The 19,441-nt window shown below is 36.9% G+C and carries 15 protein-coding genes; 13 read left to right on the forward strand and 2 right to left on the reverse strand.

The genetic code is table 11. The annotated features are described in order from the left end of the window. Positions 1-318: 318 nt before the first annotated feature. Positions 319-1,722 carry an MFS transporter gene (locus COE25_RS11540; protein ID WP_088085897.1) on the forward strand — a complete coding sequence of 468 codons (1,404 nt, stop codon included), beginning with the start codon at positions 319-321 and terminating at the stop codon, positions 1,720-1,722. A gap of 310 nt (positions 1,723-2,032) precedes the next feature. Beyond that, positions 2,033-3,415 carry a glycoside-pentoside-hexuronide (GPH):cation symporter gene (locus COE25_RS11545; RefSeq protein ID WP_088085898.1) on the forward strand — a complete coding sequence of 461 codons (1,383 nt, stop codon included), beginning with the start codon at positions 2,033-2,035 and terminating at the stop codon, positions 3,413-3,415. A gap of 73 nt (positions 3,416-3,488) precedes the next feature. Here the strand turns inward: COE25_RS11545 and COE25_RS11550 are convergent, their stop codons facing one another. Next, positions 3,489-4,682 carry an ROK family transcriptional regulator gene (locus COE25_RS11550; RefSeq protein WP_098932763.1) on the reverse strand — a complete coding sequence of 398 codons (1,194 nt, stop codon included), beginning with the start codon at positions 4,680-4,682 and terminating at the stop codon, positions 3,489-3,491. Between the two features lie 259 nt (positions 4,683-4,941). On the opposite strand from COE25_RS11550, the gene uxaC reads away from it, so the two are divergent. The 7 genes from uxaC to COE25_RS11585 all read left to right on the forward strand — a co-directional run bounded on the left by uxaC (position 4,942) and on the right by COE25_RS11585 (position 13,007). After that, complete coding sequence (gene uxaC / locus COE25_RS11555; protein WP_088085900.1) at positions 4,942-6,345, forward strand: glucuronate isomerase; 1,404 nt, start codon at positions 4,942-4,944, stop codon at positions 6,343-6,345. Between the two features lie 74 nt (positions 6,346-6,419). Further along, complete coding sequence (gene gndA, locus COE25_RS11560) at positions 6,420-7,832, forward strand: NADP-dependent phosphogluconate dehydrogenase (RefSeq protein WP_088085901.1); 1,413 nt, start codon at positions 6,420-6,422, stop codon at positions 7,830-7,832. 278 nt (positions 7,833-8,110) lie between these two features. After that, a complete protein-coding gene (locus COE25_RS11565; protein WP_180247491.1) occupies positions 8,111-9,007 on the forward strand; it encodes an AraC family transcriptional regulator in 897 nt (298 codons plus the stop codon). Next, complete coding sequence (locus tag COE25_RS11570; RefSeq protein ID WP_098932764.1) at positions 9,008-9,895, forward strand: sugar phosphate isomerase/epimerase family protein; 888 nt, start codon at positions 9,008-9,010, stop codon at positions 9,893-9,895. A 2-nt stretch (positions 9,896-9,897) separates the two neighbouring features. Next, entirely contained in the window at positions 9,898-11,058 is a 1,161-nt protein-coding gene (locus tag COE25_RS11575; protein ID WP_180247492.1) for a Gfo/Idh/MocA family protein, read from the forward strand. 81 nt (positions 11,059-11,139) lie between these two features. Beyond that, positions 11,140-12,150 carry a Gfo/Idh/MocA family protein gene (locus tag COE25_RS11580; RefSeq protein WP_098932766.1) on the forward strand — a complete coding sequence of 337 codons (1,011 nt, stop codon included), beginning with the start codon at positions 11,140-11,142 and terminating at the stop codon, positions 12,148-12,150. Next, on the forward strand, positions 12,147-13,007 hold the full coding sequence (locus tag COE25_RS11585) for a sugar phosphate isomerase/epimerase family protein (protein WP_098932767.1): 861 nt from the start codon (positions 12,147-12,149) through the stop codon (positions 13,005-13,007). The genes COE25_RS11580 and COE25_RS11585 overlap by 4 nt, the downstream gene beginning before the upstream one ends. A gap of 427 nt (positions 13,008-13,434) precedes the next feature. Here the strand turns inward: COE25_RS11585 and COE25_RS11590 are convergent, their stop codons facing one another. Continuing rightward, a complete protein-coding gene (locus COE25_RS11590) occupies positions 13,435-14,616 on the reverse strand; it encodes an ROK family transcriptional regulator (RefSeq protein ID WP_098932768.1) in 1,182 nt (393 codons plus the stop codon). 232 nt (positions 14,617-14,848) lie between these two features. Here COE25_RS11590 and COE25_RS11595 point away from each other — a divergent pair, with 232 nt between their 5' ends. The 4 genes from COE25_RS11595 (at position 14,849) to COE25_RS11610 (ending at position 19,426) form a co-directional block, all read left to right on the forward strand. Then, a complete protein-coding gene (locus COE25_RS11595; protein WP_088085908.1) occupies positions 14,849-16,117 on the forward strand; it encodes a nickel pincer cofactor-dependent isomerase, group 22 in 1,269 nt (422 codons plus the stop codon). Between the two features lie 22 nt (positions 16,118-16,139). After that, a complete protein-coding gene (locus tag COE25_RS11600) occupies positions 16,140-16,910 on the forward strand; it encodes an SDR family oxidoreductase (protein WP_098932769.1) in 771 nt (256 codons plus the stop codon). Positions 16,911-16,998: 88 nt separating this feature from the next. Beyond that, the gene (gene larE, locus COE25_RS11605) at positions 16,999-17,802 is read left to right on the forward strand and encodes an ATP-dependent sacrificial sulfur transferase LarE (protein ID WP_088085910.1); all 804 of its coding nucleotides are present in this window, start codon (positions 16,999-17,001) and stop codon (positions 17,800-17,802) included. 151 nt (positions 17,803-17,953) lie between these two features. After that, positions 17,954-19,426, forward strand: a complete 1,473-nt coding sequence (locus COE25_RS11610; RefSeq protein WP_098932770.1) for a gluconokinase — start codon at positions 17,954-17,956, stop codon at positions 19,424-19,426. Positions 19,427-19,441: the final 15 nt, after the last annotated feature.

Below are 19,441 nucleotides of genomic sequence, written 5' to 3' on the forward strand. Positions count from 1 at the left end.
TTAATTACATCAATATACTACTTCTGACTTCAAACTATCTTAAGCACTTGATCACGTAAGAGAAGGGATTTTAATAATTGGAATTTTTTTAATTAAACGCTTACAAAAAGTTGTTGACTGAGTAAATAGTCGATGATAAGATACAACTATACTAATTAATTAGTTCAATAAACTAATTAAAAGAAGTGCACTAATTGTCTTTTTTATAATTTGTTTTGAAAAGGGTTTCAAAGTATTGAGAGTTCTAAAGTTTCATGGAGTTAAACGTATAGCTTTCGGGGTGAATTACAAATTAAATGCATAATGGAGGGGTAAAAAATGAGTCAACTTGCAAAAAAATCGGCTGAGGTACAAGGTTCTGCAAATGAATTTAGAAAGTTTGGAATGAAAGACAAACTTGGTTATATGTTTGGTGATTGGGGGAACGATTTCTTCTTTATTCTAGTTGCCGCATTCTTAATGGTTTTCTATACAGATGTCTTTCATATTAATCCTGCTGCAGTCGGTGGTTTATTCTTACTTGCCCGTTTGTGGGATGCAGTAGCAGACGTTTCATGGGGCCGTTTTATTGATACAAGAAAAGCAGGGAAAAATGGCAAATTCAAGCCTTGGATTTTTAGAATGTCTTTCCCGCTTGTTATTTCTGGTATTTTAATGTTTGTTCACATTCCAGGAATGTCCGATGGATTTTATCTTGCTTATGCTTACGTAACATATATTATTTGGGGAACACTATATAGTACAGTTAATATTCCTTACGGATCAATGGCTTCAGTTATCACAGGCGATCCTGTTGAACGTACAGCACTATCAAGCTGGAGAACATTAGGTGGAAACTTGGCCGGTTTAATTATTAACGTGGTTGGTCCTATGATTTTGTTTGTTAACAACCGACCAGATGCTAATCGCTTCATATTAGCTGCATTAATTTTCGGTGGACTTGCACTTGCTTGTTATATGGCTTGTTATAAATTATCGGTTGAACGGATTACATTGAATGAAACAACTAAACCACAGATGAACTTAGGACAAACAATGAAAGGTCTTGTAAAAAACAGACCATTAATTTGGTTCCTTATTGCTTCATTATTGTTCCTGGTTGTCTTTATGTTAATTGGTGCAGTAAACGTTTATTTATTTAAGGATTACTTTGGAAATGCTAAAGCACTAAGTATGGTTGGTCTTCTTCAAGCTATTGCAGTATTTGTAGGTATGCCATTTGTTAAACCATTAGTTGCGAAATTTGGTAAAAAAGAAGTGGCTTCTGGTGGTTTATTACTTGCTGCTATTGTATACGGAGTTCTATATTTCCTTCCTAACATAACAGCAACACAATTTATCGGAATTTTAACCGTTGGAATGTTTGGTTATGGTATTTTCAACCTTGTCATTTGGGCTTTCGTTACTGACGTTATTGATTATCATGAGTATTTAACTGGCTTACGTGAAGATGGAACCGTTTACTCGATCTATTCTATGGCACGTAAAGTTGGTCAAGCAGTTGCCGGTGGTGTTGGTGGTGCAGCAATCGCAGCAGTCGGTTATAATCCAACTCTTAAAGCACAGTCAGCAGATACGCTTCAAGGAATTCATACACTTGGAACTCTAGTACCTGCAATCACACTTGCTGTTGTGTTCCTAATTATTGTATTCTGTTATCCATTAAACAAAAAGCGTACAGCACAACTTGCAGCTGATTTAGCTGAAAAGAGAAAAGGCTAAAATTAAATAGGTAAAAAAAGGCTCCGATTTCATGCGAATCGGAGCCTTTTCTGTTATGCTATGAACTCCCTTATTGATCTTTACTGGATAAATGTTAATAAATGGGATGAATAGGATGATAAACGCTTACAAATTATTATTGACGAAATTTGTCGACGGTGGTATTCTATCAATGAAGTTAATTTGTTAGTTTATTAAACAAATTAAAAAACCTTTTTTCAATCTCAAAGATTTAAACATTTATTCTTTGTAGTTTTGAAAAGGGTTACAGCTAAAACACATTTAATTATTATAGAAGGAAGAGGGAGTCATGATGGAGAATAGTGCCCAAAAAAAATTAACCTTAAAAGAAAAAATCTCCTACGGTTTAGGTGATGTGGGTAACGGCTTTATGTTTGATATGGGGCAAATTTATTTGCTAAAGTTCTATACAGATATTTTAGGAATTTCGGCTTATTGGGGCGGCCTCGTATTTTTAGTATCAAAGATTTTTGATGCATTTGCAGATTCCTCAGTAGGTGCTTTTGTGGATAAACGGAAGGTAGGTAAACGAGGTAAGTTCCGGCCGTTCATCTTATTTGGATCGATTCCGCTTGCCATTATGACTATCATTTCTTTCATGGCACCTGACTTTTCAGATACAGGAAAAATTGTATTTGCTTTTATAACCTATATGGCCTTTGGGTTGTCGTATTCCATTGTTAACATTCCTTATGGATCACTCGCAGCTTCCATGACCCAAGATTCTGTGGATCGTGCATCTCTTGGATCCTTCAGAGCTATTGGCAGCCAATTTGCAATGCTTATTTCGGGGATGGTTGTTATCCCAATTGTTTTATATTTTCCAGATCAAAAATTAGGATATACTGTGGGAATCGGTTCGATGGCGTTAATTGGGGTCATATTCCATTATATTTGCTATCGTAATACAAATGAAAATGTGATTAGGGTGCCTAAAAAAGAAGAAGAAAAGCTTCCGATGTCAAAACTCTTCAAATTATTGCTAAGTAATAGACCGCTAATTGCTCTTTGTTTCGTTTGTTTGTTTATGGTTGCTGGGAGTAACCTACGCACAGCTGTTCAGTTATATTACTTACAATATAATTTAGGAAATTCAGGTCTTATGTCTTTGCTTTCATTTACTAGTATTGGAATCGCTGTCATTGGTTCATTTTTTATTCCAGCACTTGTTAAAAGACTTGGAAAAAAGAAAACATTTATTATCGGTCTTTTTATTGGAATTGCCGCGGATGTTGCAAACTTTGTTCTACCAGCTAACGTACCGACTTTCCTTATATTACTTACAATTGGAAGCTTAGGTCTTAGCTTTGCACTAGGTTTACCATGGGTAATGGTTGCGGATGCAGTGGATTATCATGAATGGAAAACAGGACAACGGACAGAAGGGATTGTATATTCAAGTTACAGTTTCTTCCGTAAACTAGCACAGGCGTTAGCTGGTTTTATTCCTGGCGTTGCCCTTGGATTAATAGGTTATGTTCCAAATGCAGAACAAACTGCTGGCGCACTCCTTGGTATTAAAGGGCTTATGTTCCTCGTTCCAGCCGGACTAAACTTAATTGCAGCGGTTATCTTAATTGTTCTGTATAATTTAACAGAGGATCTTTATAAAAAGATTGTTGATGAACTTAAAGATAAACAAAAGGTGAATGATAGTTTAAAAAGTGCGTAATAAACATCGTTAAAAACCCCTTTTAGCACTAGCTAAAAGGGGTTTTTCCCTTGAAAGAAGAAGTAATCATGTTCTAAATGAGTGCGCTTCCAATTCGGTTGGATTTTATCTCATAGGGTAAATTTAACATCGGGACATCAAGAAAATGTTTGATAGCAAGTGCACATGCCCCAAGGACACAGGATTCTTTCCCGATAGTAGAGATCATTAATTCCCGGTAATGACTAATTGAAGAATTTAGATTTCCACTAATTTTATCTAGAGAGTCCGGATACATACGCAACAGTTCACTATCAAGCACGAGTACGTCTGGATTATACATGTTAATCATATTATTCAATCCAATGGAAAGATAAAAAAGGAATTGTTCCATCAGTTCGTGCACTTCCACATCGCCTTCATTAAGCCACTTTTGAATATGTTCGTAAGTTAGATTCTTTATTTGTCGTTTTTTAGATAAATGTTCAAAAATGACCGATTCTGAAGCATACTTTTCCCAGCATCCCTTATTTCCACAATTGCATGGTTTACCTTGTGGAACAACAATCATATGACCTATTTCACCAGCATATCCGTCATTCCCTCGAAAAAACTCATTGTTCATCATCATACCTAGGCCGATCCCAGAATAGAGGGTCGCACATAACAAGTTGTCTGTTTCATGGTGTACAAAGACCCTTTCGGCAAAAGAACTTAGATTTGCATTATTTTCAAGGTAGATAGCCGAATCAAATTCTCTTTCTAAATCACGCTTGAGATTAATATCATGCCAATTAAACCGAGGAACATAGTGGATTTCTTCGTCTTTTGTAACTAGACCATGGATGGCGATAACAATTCCTACAATACCATAGCGGCTCGTAGTGTAATCTGCTTTGAACTTTTTGATTTGTTGAATTAAAAGATGAAGTATCTCTGTATAATCTGCAGTATTTATTTTGATAATATTAGATGAAACAGGACCGCCAAGAAGGTCTGATAATGTAAATGATATTTGACCATAATCAAGGTCAATACCAAGTGCATAGCCAACTTGTCCGTTCAATGAGAGCATAATCGGCTTTCTTCCAACCGAAAAATGCTCAAGCTGTGTCTCTATAATAAGCCCTTCTTCCAATAAGTCTGCAACTTGTGCTGAGATGGTTGCTCTTGTTAAGTTAGTGGCTTTGGATAGATCTGCTCTCGAAATCATTCCTTCTTTAACAATTTCTCTAAGGATTAAAGAGCGATTAATTTTTTTTATATATGCCGCATCACCAGTAACCATTTTTATCCTCCATTTCGTGCATTCCTTTGTTTATATCCTTATTATATCAGTTCTTTCATTAAAAGGTCGTTATTATTCTATTAATTCCTAAATAGTTAATTGACTAAACATATTAAACATGATAAATTAGGAATGTAATTAATTTGTTTAATAAACAAATTAAAAGAGAACTATCTGATAACAAATACTTATATATTTCTGTAAGGGGTTACAGATGTGCATTAACCGTATGAATTTCTATCTAAAGGAGAGGTATTCGATGAAAAAATTTATGGATCAACACTTTTTGTTAAATACAGAAACTGCAGTTAAGCTTTATGAAAATGCCGCAGTATCTTCACCAATTTTTGATTTTCACTGTCACTTAGATCCGAAGGAAGTATGGGAAAACAAGTCATATGAAAATATTACTCAAATCTGGCTTGGTGGGGATCATTATAAATGGCGAACAATGCGCATGAATGGTATTGGAGAGGAATACATTACCGGAGATGCAGGTGATTGGGAAAAATTCGCAGCATGGGCAGAGACAGTTCCACATTTAATTGGAAACCCAGTATACCATTGGACGCACTTAGAATTAAAAATGGTCTTTGGTATTGATAAAGTATTAAGTCCTGAGACAGCTCGTGAAATTTGGGAAGAATGTAATGAAAAGTTACAGACGCCTGAATTCAGTGCAAGAGCTTTAATTGAGAGATCAAATGTAAAGTTTATCGGAACGACGGATGATCCAATCTCTACATTAGAATTCCATCAATTATTGAAAAATGATGAGACCTTTAAAACAATTATTGCTCCAACATTCCGTCCAGATGGTGCGCTTTTTATTGAACGTCCAACTTTCGCTAGCTGGATTGAAAAATTAACACAAGTTTCAGGTGTAAACGTGGATTCATTTGACGCATTATTAGCAGCGTTAAAGCAACGAATTGCCTACTTCCATGAAAACGGAGGTCGCGCATCGGACCATGACATTCAAAATATGGAATACGTGGAATCTACAAAACAAGAGATTGAAGAAATTTTCAATAAAAGATTAAGCGGCTTAGAGCTTTCAACTAGTGAATTAGTTTCTTACCGTTACTACTTATTAAAAGAGCTTGGCAAGATGTATGCCGAGAAACAATGGGTTATGCAACTCCATATGGGAGCGATGAGAAACAATAATACAAGAATGAAAGAACTTCTTGGAACTGACGTTGGATTTGACTCAGTTGGAGAAACTAATATGGCAGAAGGATTATCTCGTTTCCTAGATTCCTTAGACCAAGAAAATGCATTGCCGAGAACAGTACTGTTTAACTTGAACCAAAAAGACAATGTTATGCTAGCAGGAATGATGGGTAACTTCTATGAAGAAGGGATTCCAGGAAAAGTTCAATTAGGTTCTGGCTGGTGGTTTTTAGACCATATCGATGGTATGGAGAGACAAATGAAGGATTTTGCAAATGTCGGATTACTCAGTCACTTTATCGGTATGCTGACAGACTCTCGCAGCTTCCTATCTTATGCACGTCATGATTACTTCCGCCGAATTCTGTGTAACCTCCTTGGTGATTGGGTTGAAAAAGGGTTAGCGCCGAATGACATGAAGCAAATGGAGCAAATGGTAAGGAATATTTGTTATGATAATGCCGAAAAATATTTTTTAAGACGCTAAAAAAGCACTTTTTAATTGTATTAATGAAAGAAATGTGGTTATCTAAATAGTATTAATAATGAAAGAGGGATAGTATGTCTAAACAACAAATTGGTGTAGTTGGTTTAGCTGTTATGGGTAAAAACCTTGCCCTAAATATTGAAAGCCGTGGATATTCCGTTGCTGTATTTAATCGTTCATACGATAAAACAGAAGAGTTTTTAAAGAATGAAGCAGAGGGAAAAAACTTTGTAGGTGCACGTTCTGTTGAAGAATTCGTTAATTCTTTAGAAAAGCCTCGCAAAATTTTATTAATGGTTAAAGCTGGTACTGCAACAGATGCAACCATCGACTCTTTAAAGCCATTTCTTGAAGAAGGCGATATCCTAATTGATGGTGGGAATACATTCTTCCAAGATACAATCAGACGTAATAAGGAACTAGAGACAGCAGGATTCCATTTCATCGGAACTGGCGTTTCAGGTGGAGAAGAAGGCGCATTAAAAGGTCCTTCTATCATGCCAGGCGGTAAAGAAGAGGCTTATAACCTTGTTAAACCAATCTTAGAAGCCATTTCTGCAAAAGTAGAGGGCGATCCTTGCTGTACGTATATTGGTCCAAATGGTGCGGGTCACTATGTGAAAATGGTTCATAACGGAATTGAATATGGAGATATGCAGTTAATCTGTGAAGCTTATTTTATTTTGAAAAATGTCCTTGGTTTAGATGCAAAAGAGCTTCATGAGGTCTTTGCTGAATGGAATAAAGGCGAATTAGACAGCTATTTGATTGAAATTACGGCTGATATCTTTACAAAAGTGGATGAAGAAACTGGTAAACCAATGGTTGACTTAATCCTCGATACAGCTGGTCAAAAGGGTACTGGTAAATGGACAAGCCAAAATGCTTTAGACTTAGGTGTTCCACTTCCAATTATCACTGAATCTGTATTTGCCCGCTTTATTTCAGCAATGAAGGATGAGCGTGTTAAGGCAAGTAAGGTTCTTAATGGACCAGAAGTTAAGGCGTTTGAAGGCAATAAAGAAGAATTAATCGAAGCAGTTCGAAAAGCATTATATATGAGTAAAATTGTTTCTTATGCACAAGGTTTTGCACAAATGCGTGCTGCCTCTGAAGAATACGATTGGAATCTTCGTTACGGTGATATCGCGATGATTTTCCGCGGAGGCTGTATCATTCGTGCACAATTCTTACAAAAGATTAAAGATGCGTATGATCGCGACCCTGAATTAAGAAACTTATTGTTAGATCCATACTTCAAAGAAATTGTTGAAAACTATCAACAGCCATTACGTCAAGTTCTTGCTGTGGCAATTGAACGTGGTATTCCTGTACCTTCATTCGCTAGCGCGATTGCCTATTATGACAGCTACCGGACTGAAACTTTACCTGCTAATCTGTTACAAGCACAACGTGACTACTTTGGTGCTCACACCTATCAACGTGTTGATAAAGAAGGAGTATTCCATACACACTGGATGGAATAAGCAGTTTGATTTGGACCACTTTCAAAAGAGACAAAACTAGCTCAATAGGGGCTGGTTTCGTCTCTTTTTTTTTATAGTCGGTTGCCTTAAATTTATTATTAAAAAGCAATGTGAGTCAAAATTCAACTATTTTTTAAGCAGTTTTAGAGAATGATTTTAGTTTCTAAGTGCAATATAATAATAGTATGTTAAGTTAACAAATTAATTTGTTAACGCTTACCTATAAGGGTGTGAGAGTAATGGATGAGTGGAATATATCTCCTAACAGAAGGAAAATAATGGATGAATGGATAAACGCATTCTACCGAGTACAAGGTATGGAGTCCAACATATTTAATTTTCACTCACATCAAGAATATGAGATCTATTTTTTTCATTCGGGTGATTGTAAGTATTTAATTAATAATAGGATTTATGAATTACAGCCTGGTGATATCATTCTTTTGGATGGTATGACATTGCATAAACCGAACCCGAGGACAGGCAGCACGTATACAAGGAGTATGCTTCATTTTTCACCTACGTGGCTGCAAGAGTTATTGACAGCTCTTGGAATCCCAAATTTGTTAGATCCTTTTAAGAAACTTAACAATTGTTTGCTGCGAACACGATATGATGAAGCGGGACAATTTGTTGATGGACGGATAAAGGAAATCGCCGCGTCGTTGGAACAAATTAATGAAGAAATGCAACGAACCGGCAAGAAAAATGAACTATTAGAAGCCGAAGTGAAACTTGAGTTAGTTCAATTATTGTTAGGAATTTTTAAAATGAGTCAAAAAGAATTATCTCAAGTAACAAGTAAAAAGACTGAAAAGGAACATCATGCAGAGGCCATTGCGTCTTGGATTAATGAACACTATAGCGAAAAAATAAGTTTAGATAGAGTGGCTGCAGAGTTGAATCTGAGTAAGTATTATGCTTCGCATGTGTTTAAGGAAATCACTGGCTTTACGGTGATGGAATATGTAATGGGGTGCCGGCTCAATCAGGTGAAGTATTTGTTGGAAATGGAGCCTGATCGAACGCTAACAGAGGTGTCACGGGTAACTGGCTTCGAGAGTGTTGCCCATTTTAGTCGGTATTTTAAAGAGAAGGTGGGCACCACACCGTCACGTTATCGTAAAAATAAAATTTCTAGCAACATTACTGTGAAAAAGGGGGAACATTCCTAAATGAATAAAGACTTAATGATCTCAGGCTTTTCAGATGAAATCTCTTCTGATTTTGATACCCAGCTTGAAGTTGTCTCAAATCTTGGTATGCATTATCTTTCTTTACGCGGTATTGATGGGAAAAATATTGGTGATTATACCGTTGATGAGATTAAAGATAATGTACAACCACGGCTTCAAAAGGCAGGTATCGGTGTTTCTTCAATAGGGTCGCCTATTGGCAAGGTGTTCATAAACGATGAAGATGGATTTGCCCATCAAAAGGTCATGTTGGACACGCTTTGTCAAATTTCCAACTTATTAAATTGTAAATATATCCGTATATTTAGCTTTTATATTCCTAAGGGCGACAATGCCGACCAATATCGTGAGGAAGTCGTTAGTAAGCTTAAGGAATATGCAGCCATTGCTGAAAAATACAATGTTATTTTACTGCATGAAAATGAAAAGGATATCTTTGGTGATATCGGAAGACGCTGTCATGAGATTTTAACAGAGGTTGGTTCTCCTTACTTCAAAGGGATTTTCGACTTCGCTAATTTCGTACAGTGCGGTGAGGACACACAGGAGTGTTACGATCTCTTAAAGAATGAGATTGTTTATATACACATAAAGGATGCTGTAACATCTGACAGTCAAAATGTTGTCTGTGGGACTGGAGAAGGGAAAATACCTGAGCTCCTGAAACAATTTATTCAAAGCGGTTACAAAGGCTTCTTAACACTTGAACCACATCTCGTTTTATTTGATTCATTAAAGGATTTAGAACTGGAGGATGCTACAGAGATTATTAAGAATGACAAAGGTCTCGATGGTGCAGGCGGCTACAAGCTTCAATACGAAGCACTTTTAGAAATTCTTCAAAAAATTGAAGGCGAGGAGAAATAATTATGAAAACTGTAAGATTAGGTATTGTTGGACTAGGAGCACAAGGAGGAGCGTACGCTCAATTTATTTCAGAAGGAAAAGTTAAAAACATGGTGATTGGAGCAATTTGTGACAATGACCCAGCTAAAAACGCAGTAGCAGCAGAAAAATATCCTGATGTTCCTTTTTATGATAACTATATTGAAATGCTTGAAAGCGGTGAAGTTGACGCTGTTGTGACATGTGTACCTCATTACCTGCACCCTGAAATGGGAATTGATTCGTTGAGGAGAAACATCCATGCACTGGTTGAAAAGCCTGCAGGTGTTTATACAAAACAGGTGAAAGAACTTAATGAATTTGCCGCTACAAAGCCTGAGTTAACCTTTGCGATCATGTTCAACCAAAGAACGAACCCACTTTATCAAAAACTGAAAGAGCTTATTGATAATGATGTAATTGGTAAAATCCGCCGTACAAACTGGATTATTACTACATGGTGGAGACCACAAGGTTATTACGATCAAAGTGAATGGAGAGCAACATGGGGCGGCGAAGGCGGCGGAGTTCTAGTCAATCAAGCACCACACCAAATTGATTTACTTCAGTGGATTTGCGGGATGCCTAAAAAGGTTTATTCGAATGTGAAATACGGTTACCAACGTAATATTGCAGTTGAAGATGAAGTAACAGCTATGTTTGACTACGGTAATGGCGCTACTGGTGTATTTATTACAGCGACACATGACATTATTGGTACGGACCGTTTTGAAATTTTAGGAGACAACGGAAAAATCGTTGTTGATGACAGCAAAAAAATTACCATCAAACGACTTAACAAACCTGAACCAGAAATGAATGCTACGATGAACATGCAAGATGTCATGAGTATTTTCATGGGTGGAGACACTTCAGATATTTATAGCACAGAAGAGATTGTATTCGAAAGTGTTTGGGGCGGCCAACATATTGCTGTCTTGGAGAACTTCGCAGCAAATATTATAGATGGCACACCATTAATCGCGCCTGGAAGCGATGGGATCAATGGAGTAGCCTTGGCAAATGCTATCCACTTATCAAGCTGGTTAGGTAAAGAAGTTGAGCTTCCGATTGATGAAGAGGTCTATTTAGCAGAATTAAATAAAAAGATTGAAGAAGAAAATAAGTATCCTGTTAGAAAATAATCATATACATTTAAGAGATTTATCATTCAAACGAACTCATAGCCTTCATGCCATGAGTTTGTTTGCAAAGGGGATAGGCTGATGCTAAAAGTAGCAGTAATAGGACTTGGAGATATTTCTAAAATTCATATTCCAGCTATACAAGCTAACCCAAATGCTGAGTTAGTGGCAGTTTGTGATATTAATGAATCATTAAAAGATACCGTACCTGGGGTAAACTTTTATACAGATTATCATGAGATGCTAGAAAAAGAAGTCCTTGATTGTGTCCATAATTGTCTGCCTCACTACTTACACTACCCTGTAACAAAAGCTTGTGTAGAAAAGGAAGTACATGTATTTCAAGAAAAGCCGCTTGGCTTGAACACTGAAGAGGGACAGGCACTTGTAAAACTTGAGGAAGAATACAGTGACGTTAAAATCGGCGTGTGTTTACAAAACCGATATAATGAAACTTTTGAAATGCTTCAAGAAATGGTTAAGAGCGGCGAATACGGCAAGATCACTGGAGTAAAGGGTTTGGTACCTTGGTTTAGACCAAAGGCTTATTATGATGTTAAGCCCTGGCGGGGTCAAATGGAATATGCCGGCGGCGGCGTAATGATTAACCAAGCTCTTCATACCTTAGATTTACTACAACTGCTCGGCGGTGAAATTGAAGCAATAAGAGGAACCATTGACCAGTTATTGGACTACGGAATTGAAGTCGAAGATACAGCGTCGGCTCATATTCAGTTTAAAAATGGTGCAAAGGGGTTATTCTTTTCTACGAATGCCAATGCAGAAAATGCAAGTGTCGAGCTAGAGGTAGTCTTAGAAAAGGGAAAATTCAACATCAAAGATAGCATTCTTACGAGAGTGACGGAAGAGGGTAAAAAGGTAGAATTGGTGGAGGATGCGAGACTGCCTGGAAGCAAATTCTATTATGGGGCTAGCCATTTCAAAACTATTAACCAATTCTATAATTGCATCGCCCAAAATACTCATGAATATGTTCATGCAAAGGATGCATTAGTTGCCATTCAAATGATTGATGCAATTCGAAAATCATCCGAGACAAAACAAACAATAAAAATGGAGGGGAAACCATGAAAAAAGGTAAAATTGGCGTTCAAATGATGATGCTAAAAGGCAAAGTGGACGAACTTGGTGCCTATGAAACAATGAGAAAAGTAAGAGAGCTTGGATATGGTGCTGTAGAAGTATCACAAATTCCAATGACAGCAGAAAACGTAGAGGAGTTAAAAAGAGCAAGTGAAGATTTTGATATCAAAATTGCTGCCCTTTCTGCTGCTTTAGAACCCATGCTACCTGGTGCGCCTGGCGAGACGTTAACGAATGACTTTGAAAAAATTGTTAATGATTGTAAGACATTGGACTGTAATTTTTTACGAATTGGAATGCTGCCGTTAACTTGTATGGGTCATAAAGATAAAATTATGGAATTTATTGAAAAAGCTGAAGCGATGGCTCATAGATTGGCAGAGTATGGAATTGAATTGTATTATCATACACACCACCTTGAATTCCAAAAATATGATGGTGAATATTTATTGGATATCATTAAAAATAATACCTCTAAGCTTGGTTTTGAGTTAGATGTTCACTGGATTCAAAGAGCTGGTGAAAATCCAATCGAGTTTGTTAAAAAATATGCTGGTCGGATTTCTCTATTGCACTTGAAAGATTATCGGATCGGACAGATGGATTTAAGTGAAGTAGACTTTAAGGATATGGTTAAATTCATGCAAGTCTTTACGAATACGATTGAATTTGCTGAACTTGGGGAAGGAAACCTTGATATCAAAGCGATTACTGAGGCAGGTCTTGAAAGTGGGGCACAATATTTCTTGGTAGAACAAGATAATACGTATGGTCGTGACCCATTTGTGTGCCTAGAAATTTCAGCAAATCACCTGAGAAAACTAGGATTTGGCGAATGGTTTTAAAATTAAAACGACCGTAAAAAGATATGAAGTAAATTGGGTGTCAGGCACTATGGTGTCAGGCACTTTCTTTTTTTCAAAAAAAAAACCAATTCACATTTTATTTTCGTGAATTGGTTCTGACAGGTTCAGATAGATGAAATGGAATGTATTCACCATTTTTTTCAATTTGTTTAACTACTAAATTAATTAAATATTTCATTACAATTCCTCCTAGTAATTTGATACTCTTATTATCATTTATTATCAAAATTTAAACAATCTCACTGAAAACGGAAACAAACACGATGAAAACGGGAACATTGGTTATGAAAGTGTTCACATCAACCTTTTTCTTATAATTACGCCGATTTTCTCGCTATTTCATTCATTCCAAATGAAAAAGAAAAAGCCCTCTGGAATGAAGGCTTATAGTTACTTTTTGGTTATTCTATTTATCGAGAAAGCTTTCCTCACACAAAGTTAAACAAAGCTCTGAAACCTCTAAAAAGTTTTGAATGGTCAAAGCACAGGCACCCATGATACACGCCCTTTTGCCAAATTCTGAGATCAACAAATCCGAATAATGGCTAATTGAAGAAGAGAGATGGGCTTTAAGTTCTTCAGCTGCATTAGGATATAAACGAAGGATTTCACTATTTACCACTAAGATTTCAGGATTATAAAGGTTAATTAAATTATTTAATCCAATAGATAGATACATAATAAATCGATCTATCTCTTTGAGGAAAACAGGGTCATGTTCATTGATCCGATTTTGAAAATCTTCAAGGTTGAAAGCTAGTTCTTTTTGATTTTCAGCAAATTGGGTAATAAAACTCAATTCGGAAGCGTATTGTTCCCAGCATCCCAAATTTCCGCATCGGCAGGGGAGTCCATTTGGAACGACAATCATATGCCCAATCTCACCAGCGTAACCGTGGAATCCTTTGAATAATCCACCATTGATAATAAATCCAAGACCAATTCCGGAATACAAACTGACAGATAATAAGTTGTTACTTTGGTGGTGCTTATACACCTTTTCCGCAATGGAGCATAAGTTGGCATTATTTTCGATATAAACATTGACTCCTATTTCATTTTCTAAGTCTTTTTTTAAGGTTTTGTTTCGCCAACCGTGTTGAGGGACAAAATCAATCATTTCATCTTTATTCACAATTCCATGTATTCCAATGGTAATTCCAACAAGACCGTAACGAGTATGGGCAAATTTAAATTTATAACAAGTAATCTGTTCTATTAATAACTTAAGAATGACATCATAATCAGATACTTGAAGTTCAATTATATCGGTCTGAACGGAAGTACCGATTAAATCCGATATGGTAAAAGTAATGGAATTTTTATCTAGGTCGATTCCCAGGGCAAAACCTGCCTCTCTGTTAACTGAGAGCATGATTGGCCTTCTCCCCAAACTTTTGTGTTCCTGTTGTGTCTCAATAATTAATTCTTTGTCCAATAAATCAGATACCTGTACAGAGATCGTTGCTTTATTTAATCCTGTAATTTTTGAAAGCTCCGCTCTAGATATCAATTTATGCTCAATAATTTTACTTAAGATTAAAGACTTGTTCATCTTTTTGATAAATGCTGCATCTCCTGTGAGCATAAAGAACCTCCTTGCTATTTTTAAAAGGAAATAACTTATAAATATTGACGTAATTTAGCCATAATGATATTATACAAGTAATTAGTTTGTTTGGTAAACAAATTAATAAATAATACTTTTTTTAGTTTCTTTTGTAAGGGATTACAGGGGGATTTCATTATAGCCTCATCAATACATGGAATGTAATAGAATGAGGAAAACTTTAATAGGTAAAAAAAGGAGTGATACAAACATGGGTATCCTACAAGAATTATTAAAAGATATTCCAGTTCCTAAAATGGCAAAGGTCAAAGTTCACTTTGATAACACAAAGATTGATGACCTTGGTACTACGCTGAAGGAACAATTACAGCAAGTACATATTCAGAAAAAAGTCCAGCCTGGGATGGAAATTGCGGTTGCTGTTGGCAGCCGCGGACTTGATCGCCTCGTTGAAATTACTGCAGTAACAGTCAAGTTTCTTAAAGATTTAGGAGCAAAACCATTCATTGTACCAAGTATGGGGAGTCACGGGGGGGCGACTGCAGAGGGCCAACGCGAAGTTTTAGCGCATCTTGGTGTAAACGAAGAAAGTGTTGGTTGCGAGATTCGATCTTCAATGGATGTAGTAAAGATTAGTGAGCTGCCGAATGGATTACCAGTTTATGTGGATAAATTTGCTTCAGAAGCTGACGGAATCGTTGTTATTAATCGTGTGAAACCACACACAGCTTTTCGTGGACCAGTGGAAAGTGGAATTATGAAGATGATTAGCATTGGATTAGGAAAGCAAAAAGGGGCAGAAGCCTGTCATCAAATGGGATTTAAATATATGGCAGAAAATGTACCAGCCATGGCAAAGATCATCATGGAAGAGACCCCCATACTTTTCGGAGTTGCAACAGTTGAAAATGCATTTGATAAAGTTGCAATTATTGATGTACTTACTCCAGAAGAGATTATTAATAGAGAACATGAACTTCAAAAACAAGCAAAAGAGTTATTACCAAAGCTTTTCTTTGATCAATTGGATGTCCTTGTAATTGATGAAATCGGTAAAAATATTAGTGGGGATGGTATGGATCCGAATATTACGGGACGTTATCCAACACCGTATGCATCTGGTGGACCTGAGGTTAACAAAATGGTGGTGCTCGATGTAACACATCAATCAGAGGGTAATGCCAATGGCGTAGGAACGGCTGATTTTACGACACAACGGCTAATAGACAAGATGGACAAAGAAGGAACTTATGCAAATGGTTTAACTTCAACCGTTGTTGCACCTACAAAAATTGCTACGACATTACCAAACGATAAACAAGCGATCCAAGCGGCTATTAAAACATGTAATATTTTAGATTTTAGAAATGTCAAATTAGTCCGCATTAAAAATACATTAGTGTTAAGTGAAATTGAAGTGTCTGAGCCTTTACTTGAATATGTAAAACAGCATCCAAATATGGAACTAAGTTCAGATCTTTATGATATTCCTTTTAATGAAAATGGAAATTTATTTTAATAGAACAAAGGGGAGAAGAATGATGTCAAATTTATTTGATTTAAGTGGAAAAGTTGCAGTCGCAATTGGTGGAAATGGTGTATTGGGTTCAGCGATGGCAAAAGGCTTGGCTTCTCAAGGGGCAAAAGTTGCGATTGTAGGACGTAATCTTGAAAAAGCAGAGGAAGTTGTCAAGGAAATTGAAGAGAACGGCGGGGAAGCAAAGGCATTTTCTGCAGATGTTAGTTCAAAGGATTCTTTAATTACCGTTGCGAATGAAATTGAACAATGGTCCGGCGGCTGGGACATTCTTTTAAATGCACCAGGTACAAATAGTCCTACACCATTTTTTGAACTTGGTATGGACGAATGGGACAAAATTATGGATATAAATTTAAAAGGAATTGTGTTAACCTGCCAGATTTTTGCGAAGAAAATGATTGAGCAGGATAGAAAAGGAAGCATTATTAATATCTCATCCGTTTCTTCAACAACACCACTTTCAAGAGTGTTTACCTATTCCGTATCAAAAGCAGGCCTTAACAGCGTTACACAGTTTTTAGCACGTGAATTTGCTCCAAATGGGATTCGTGTCAATGCAATTATTCCAGGATTTTTCCCTGCAGAACAAAACCGAAAAATTTTAGACAAAGAACGCATTGAATCAATCATGCGACATACCCCAATGAATCGTTTTGGTGAGGCGGAAGAGTTACAAGGTGCTACTGTTTGGCTTGCTTCTGAGAAAGCGTCAAGTTTCGTAACAGGAACACTCGTTCGGGTTGATGGCGGCTTTGGCAGCATGACTATATAATCCAAGGTACACATAAATCTACAGCTCAATAAATAAATTAACAATGGCTGACTTTATATTAGATGAGGGATAGGGGGAGAAAAGGACCATGCTAACAGAGAAATACGAAAAATTAACGTCTATTCTCCGAGAAATGGAATCCGTGGTTGTAGCATTTTCAGGAGGAGTGGACAGTACATTTCTATTAAAGGCTGCTGTGAACGCATTAGGTGCTGAACATGTTCTCGCCATTACAGCAGACTCTGAAAGCTACCCTTCTAGTGAGCTTGAAGAGGCAATAGTACTTGCAAATCAAATTGGTGTCAGGCACCAAGTGATTGAAACATCTGAACTCGCAATCCCAGGATACGCGGAAAACAATAAAAATCGATGCTATTTTTGTAAAAGCAGTTTATTTGATCACATAATTCCAGTTATGGAAGAAAAGGGCTTTCAAAATGTAGTTTATGGAGTCATTGCTGATGATATGAATGAATTTCGACCAGGTATGCAAGCCGCTAAAGAAAAGGGGATACGCGGTCCTCTCCTAGAAGCTAATCTGTTTAAACAGGAGATCAGAGAACTCTCCCGGGAATTTAGTTTGCCGACATGGGATAAACCATCTTTAGCTTGTCTTTCTTCAAGAATTGCCTACGGTGAATATATTACCAAAGAAAAGCTGACGAAGGTTGAAAAAGCCGAAGCTTATTTAAAATCATTTGATATCCATCAGGTACGGGTCCGAACACATCAGGATATTGCAAGGATCGAAGTAGAACCTAATGATATGAAGGCGATTCTTGAAAATCATGACTCGATCGTGAAAGCACTTCAAGGTTTTGGTTACAAATATATCACCTTAGATTTAATTGGATATCAGAGTGGAAGCATGAATAAGGTGTTATCTGAATAGCTTACTGCTCCGCTATTTGTCTTAGGAATGTACATTAAAAAAATGGCTTTGGTTCGTCCAAAGCCTCTTATTTTAACATAATATAAATAGCAATAAAGGAACATTATAAACTTCAATATTACTTATTGTTATGTGAAAAGGAAGAGGAAGCATGTCAAGAGAAGTTGTAATTGGACTTGATATCGGAACTACAAGTGTTAAAGCATGCGTATTTGACTTACAAGGTAAATTAATCGCAGAAGCCGAGAGAATGAACACATTCAATTATCCACAGCAAGGATGGGTGGAACAAGACCCCATTGAGATTGAACAATCAGCTGTAAAAGCAATCAAAGAGGCGATCCAAAAAGCTGGTATTGAGAAAAATGAATTAATTTCAATCGGGTTTTCAGCTGCAATGCATTCCCTGATTTGTGTAGATGAGAATGGCTGTCCAATATCTCCGGCCTTAATTTGGGCTGATGGAAGAAGTTATCTACAAGCAGAATCAGTGATAGAAACAATGGGTAACGAGGTTTATTCAAACACAGGAACACCGGTTCATCCAATGACACCATTCGTTAAGTTGTTATGGATGAAAGAAACAAAATATGAACCCTACCTCCAGGCAAAGTACTTTATGTCGATTAAAGAGTATTTACTACAATGCTGGTTTAATCAGCGGGTTATTGATTATTCGATGGCATCTGCGACAGGTTTATTTAACCCTGCCACACATACTTGGAATCAAACATTATTATCTCTAACGGATATTCATGATGGTCAGCTTTCAAGAATTGTCCCTCCAACTGATATATTAACAGGGATTAATCCACAAATTGCCGAAGAAATGGGAATTGACCCGGAACTTCCTTTTGTGATTGGTGCTGCCGATGGCCAATTGGCTAACTTGGGAATTGGAGCGATTCTCCCTGGTGAAGTTGCCGTTTCAGTTGGAACTAGCGGGGCCATCAGACAAATCACAAAAGGCGTTAAGATAAGTGAAAATCAAGAAACCTTTTGTTATTCCTTTACTGAAGATTTTTCTATCATTGGAGGTCCAACAAATAATGGCGGGATTGCCTTACAATGGTTAAAAGACCTTTTGAACGACCAAAGAGACTTCTCCGAATTCCTTGCCGATGCAGAAAAGGTTCCGCTTGGCGCAGACGGAATCATCTTTCACCCTTATTTAAATGGCGAAAGAGCGCCGATTTGGAATCAACGGGCAAAAGGGAATTTCTTTGGATTATCTGTAACGCATAAAAGAGAACATTTTATCCGAGCTGTTCTAGAAGGAATCACTTTTAACCTCTTTCAAATTGGCAAAGCATTAGAGAGGTTAGCTGGGAAACATCAAAAGATATATGCTAACGGTGGTTTATCCAGATCTCCATTGTGGCTGCAAATGATGGCAGATGTATTCGACGCGGAAATTTATGTGCCGGAGAGCTATCACAGTGCAGCATGGGGAGCAGCTTGGACAGCTTTAGTGGCAACTGGTAAAGTCAATTCATTTGAAGAGATTAAAAAGAATATTCCAATGGGTAAAGCAATCGTTCCTATTAAGGAAAATAGTGAAAAATATAGAATTATATATGAGAACTATGAAAAATTGGCAAGTGGAATGACAAAACATTTTTGAAGTGAATATTAAGGG

Origin of the sequence: Bacillus sp. AFS031507 (assembly GCF_002584635.1) — a bacterium.
Taxonomy (GTDB): domain Bacteria; phylum Bacillota; class Bacilli; order Bacillales; family Cytobacillaceae; genus Neobacillus.

What these genes read in the sequence shown, in the direction of transcription:
- COE25_RS11540 (WP_088085897.1), top strand. Translation starts at nt 319, where the DNA reads ATGAGTCAACTTGCAAAAAAATCGGCTGAGGTACAAGGTTCTGCAAAT.
- COE25_RS11545 (WP_088085898.1), top strand. Translation starts at nt 2,033, where the DNA reads ATGATGGAGAATAGTGCCCAAAAAAAATTAACCTTAAAAGAAAAAATC.
- COE25_RS11550 (WP_098932763.1), bottom strand. Translation starts at nt 4,682, where the DNA reads ATGGTTACTGGTGATGCGGCATATATAAAAAAAATTAATCGCTCTTTA.
- uxaC (WP_088085900.1), top strand. Translation starts at nt 4,942, where the DNA reads ATGAAAAAATTTATGGATCAACACTTTTTGTTAAATACAGAAACTGCA.
- gndA (WP_088085901.1), top strand. Translation starts at nt 6,420, where the DNA reads ATGTCTAAACAACAAATTGGTGTAGTTGGTTTAGCTGTTATGGGTAAA.
- COE25_RS11565 (WP_180247491.1), top strand. Translation starts at nt 8,111, where the DNA reads ATGGATGAATGGATAAACGCATTCTACCGAGTACAAGGTATGGAGTCC.
- COE25_RS11570 (WP_098932764.1), top strand. Translation starts at nt 9,008, where the DNA reads ATGAATAAAGACTTAATGATCTCAGGCTTTTCAGATGAAATCTCTTCT.
- COE25_RS11575 (WP_180247492.1), top strand. Translation starts at nt 9,898, where the DNA reads ATGAAAACTGTAAGATTAGGTATTGTTGGACTAGGAGCACAAGGAGGA.
- COE25_RS11580 (WP_098932766.1), top strand. Translation starts at nt 11,140, where the DNA reads ATGCTAAAAGTAGCAGTAATAGGACTTGGAGATATTTCTAAAATTCAT.
- COE25_RS11585 (WP_098932767.1), top strand. Translation starts at nt 12,147, where the DNA reads ATGAAAAAAGGTAAAATTGGCGTTCAAATGATGATGCTAAAAGGCAAA.
- COE25_RS11590 (WP_098932768.1), bottom strand. Translation starts at nt 14,616, where the DNA reads ATGCTCACAGGAGATGCAGCATTTATCAAAAAGATGAACAAGTCTTTA.
- COE25_RS11595 (WP_088085908.1), top strand. Translation starts at nt 14,849, where the DNA reads ATGGGTATCCTACAAGAATTATTAAAAGATATTCCAGTTCCTAAAATG.
- COE25_RS11600 (WP_098932769.1), top strand. Translation starts at nt 16,140, where the DNA reads ATGTCAAATTTATTTGATTTAAGTGGAAAAGTTGCAGTCGCAATTGGT.
- larE (WP_088085910.1), top strand. Translation starts at nt 16,999, where the DNA reads ATGCTAACAGAGAAATACGAAAAATTAACGTCTATTCTCCGAGAAATG.
- COE25_RS11610 (WP_098932770.1), top strand. Translation starts at nt 17,954, where the DNA reads ATGTCAAGAGAAGTTGTAATTGGACTTGATATCGGAACTACAAGTGTT.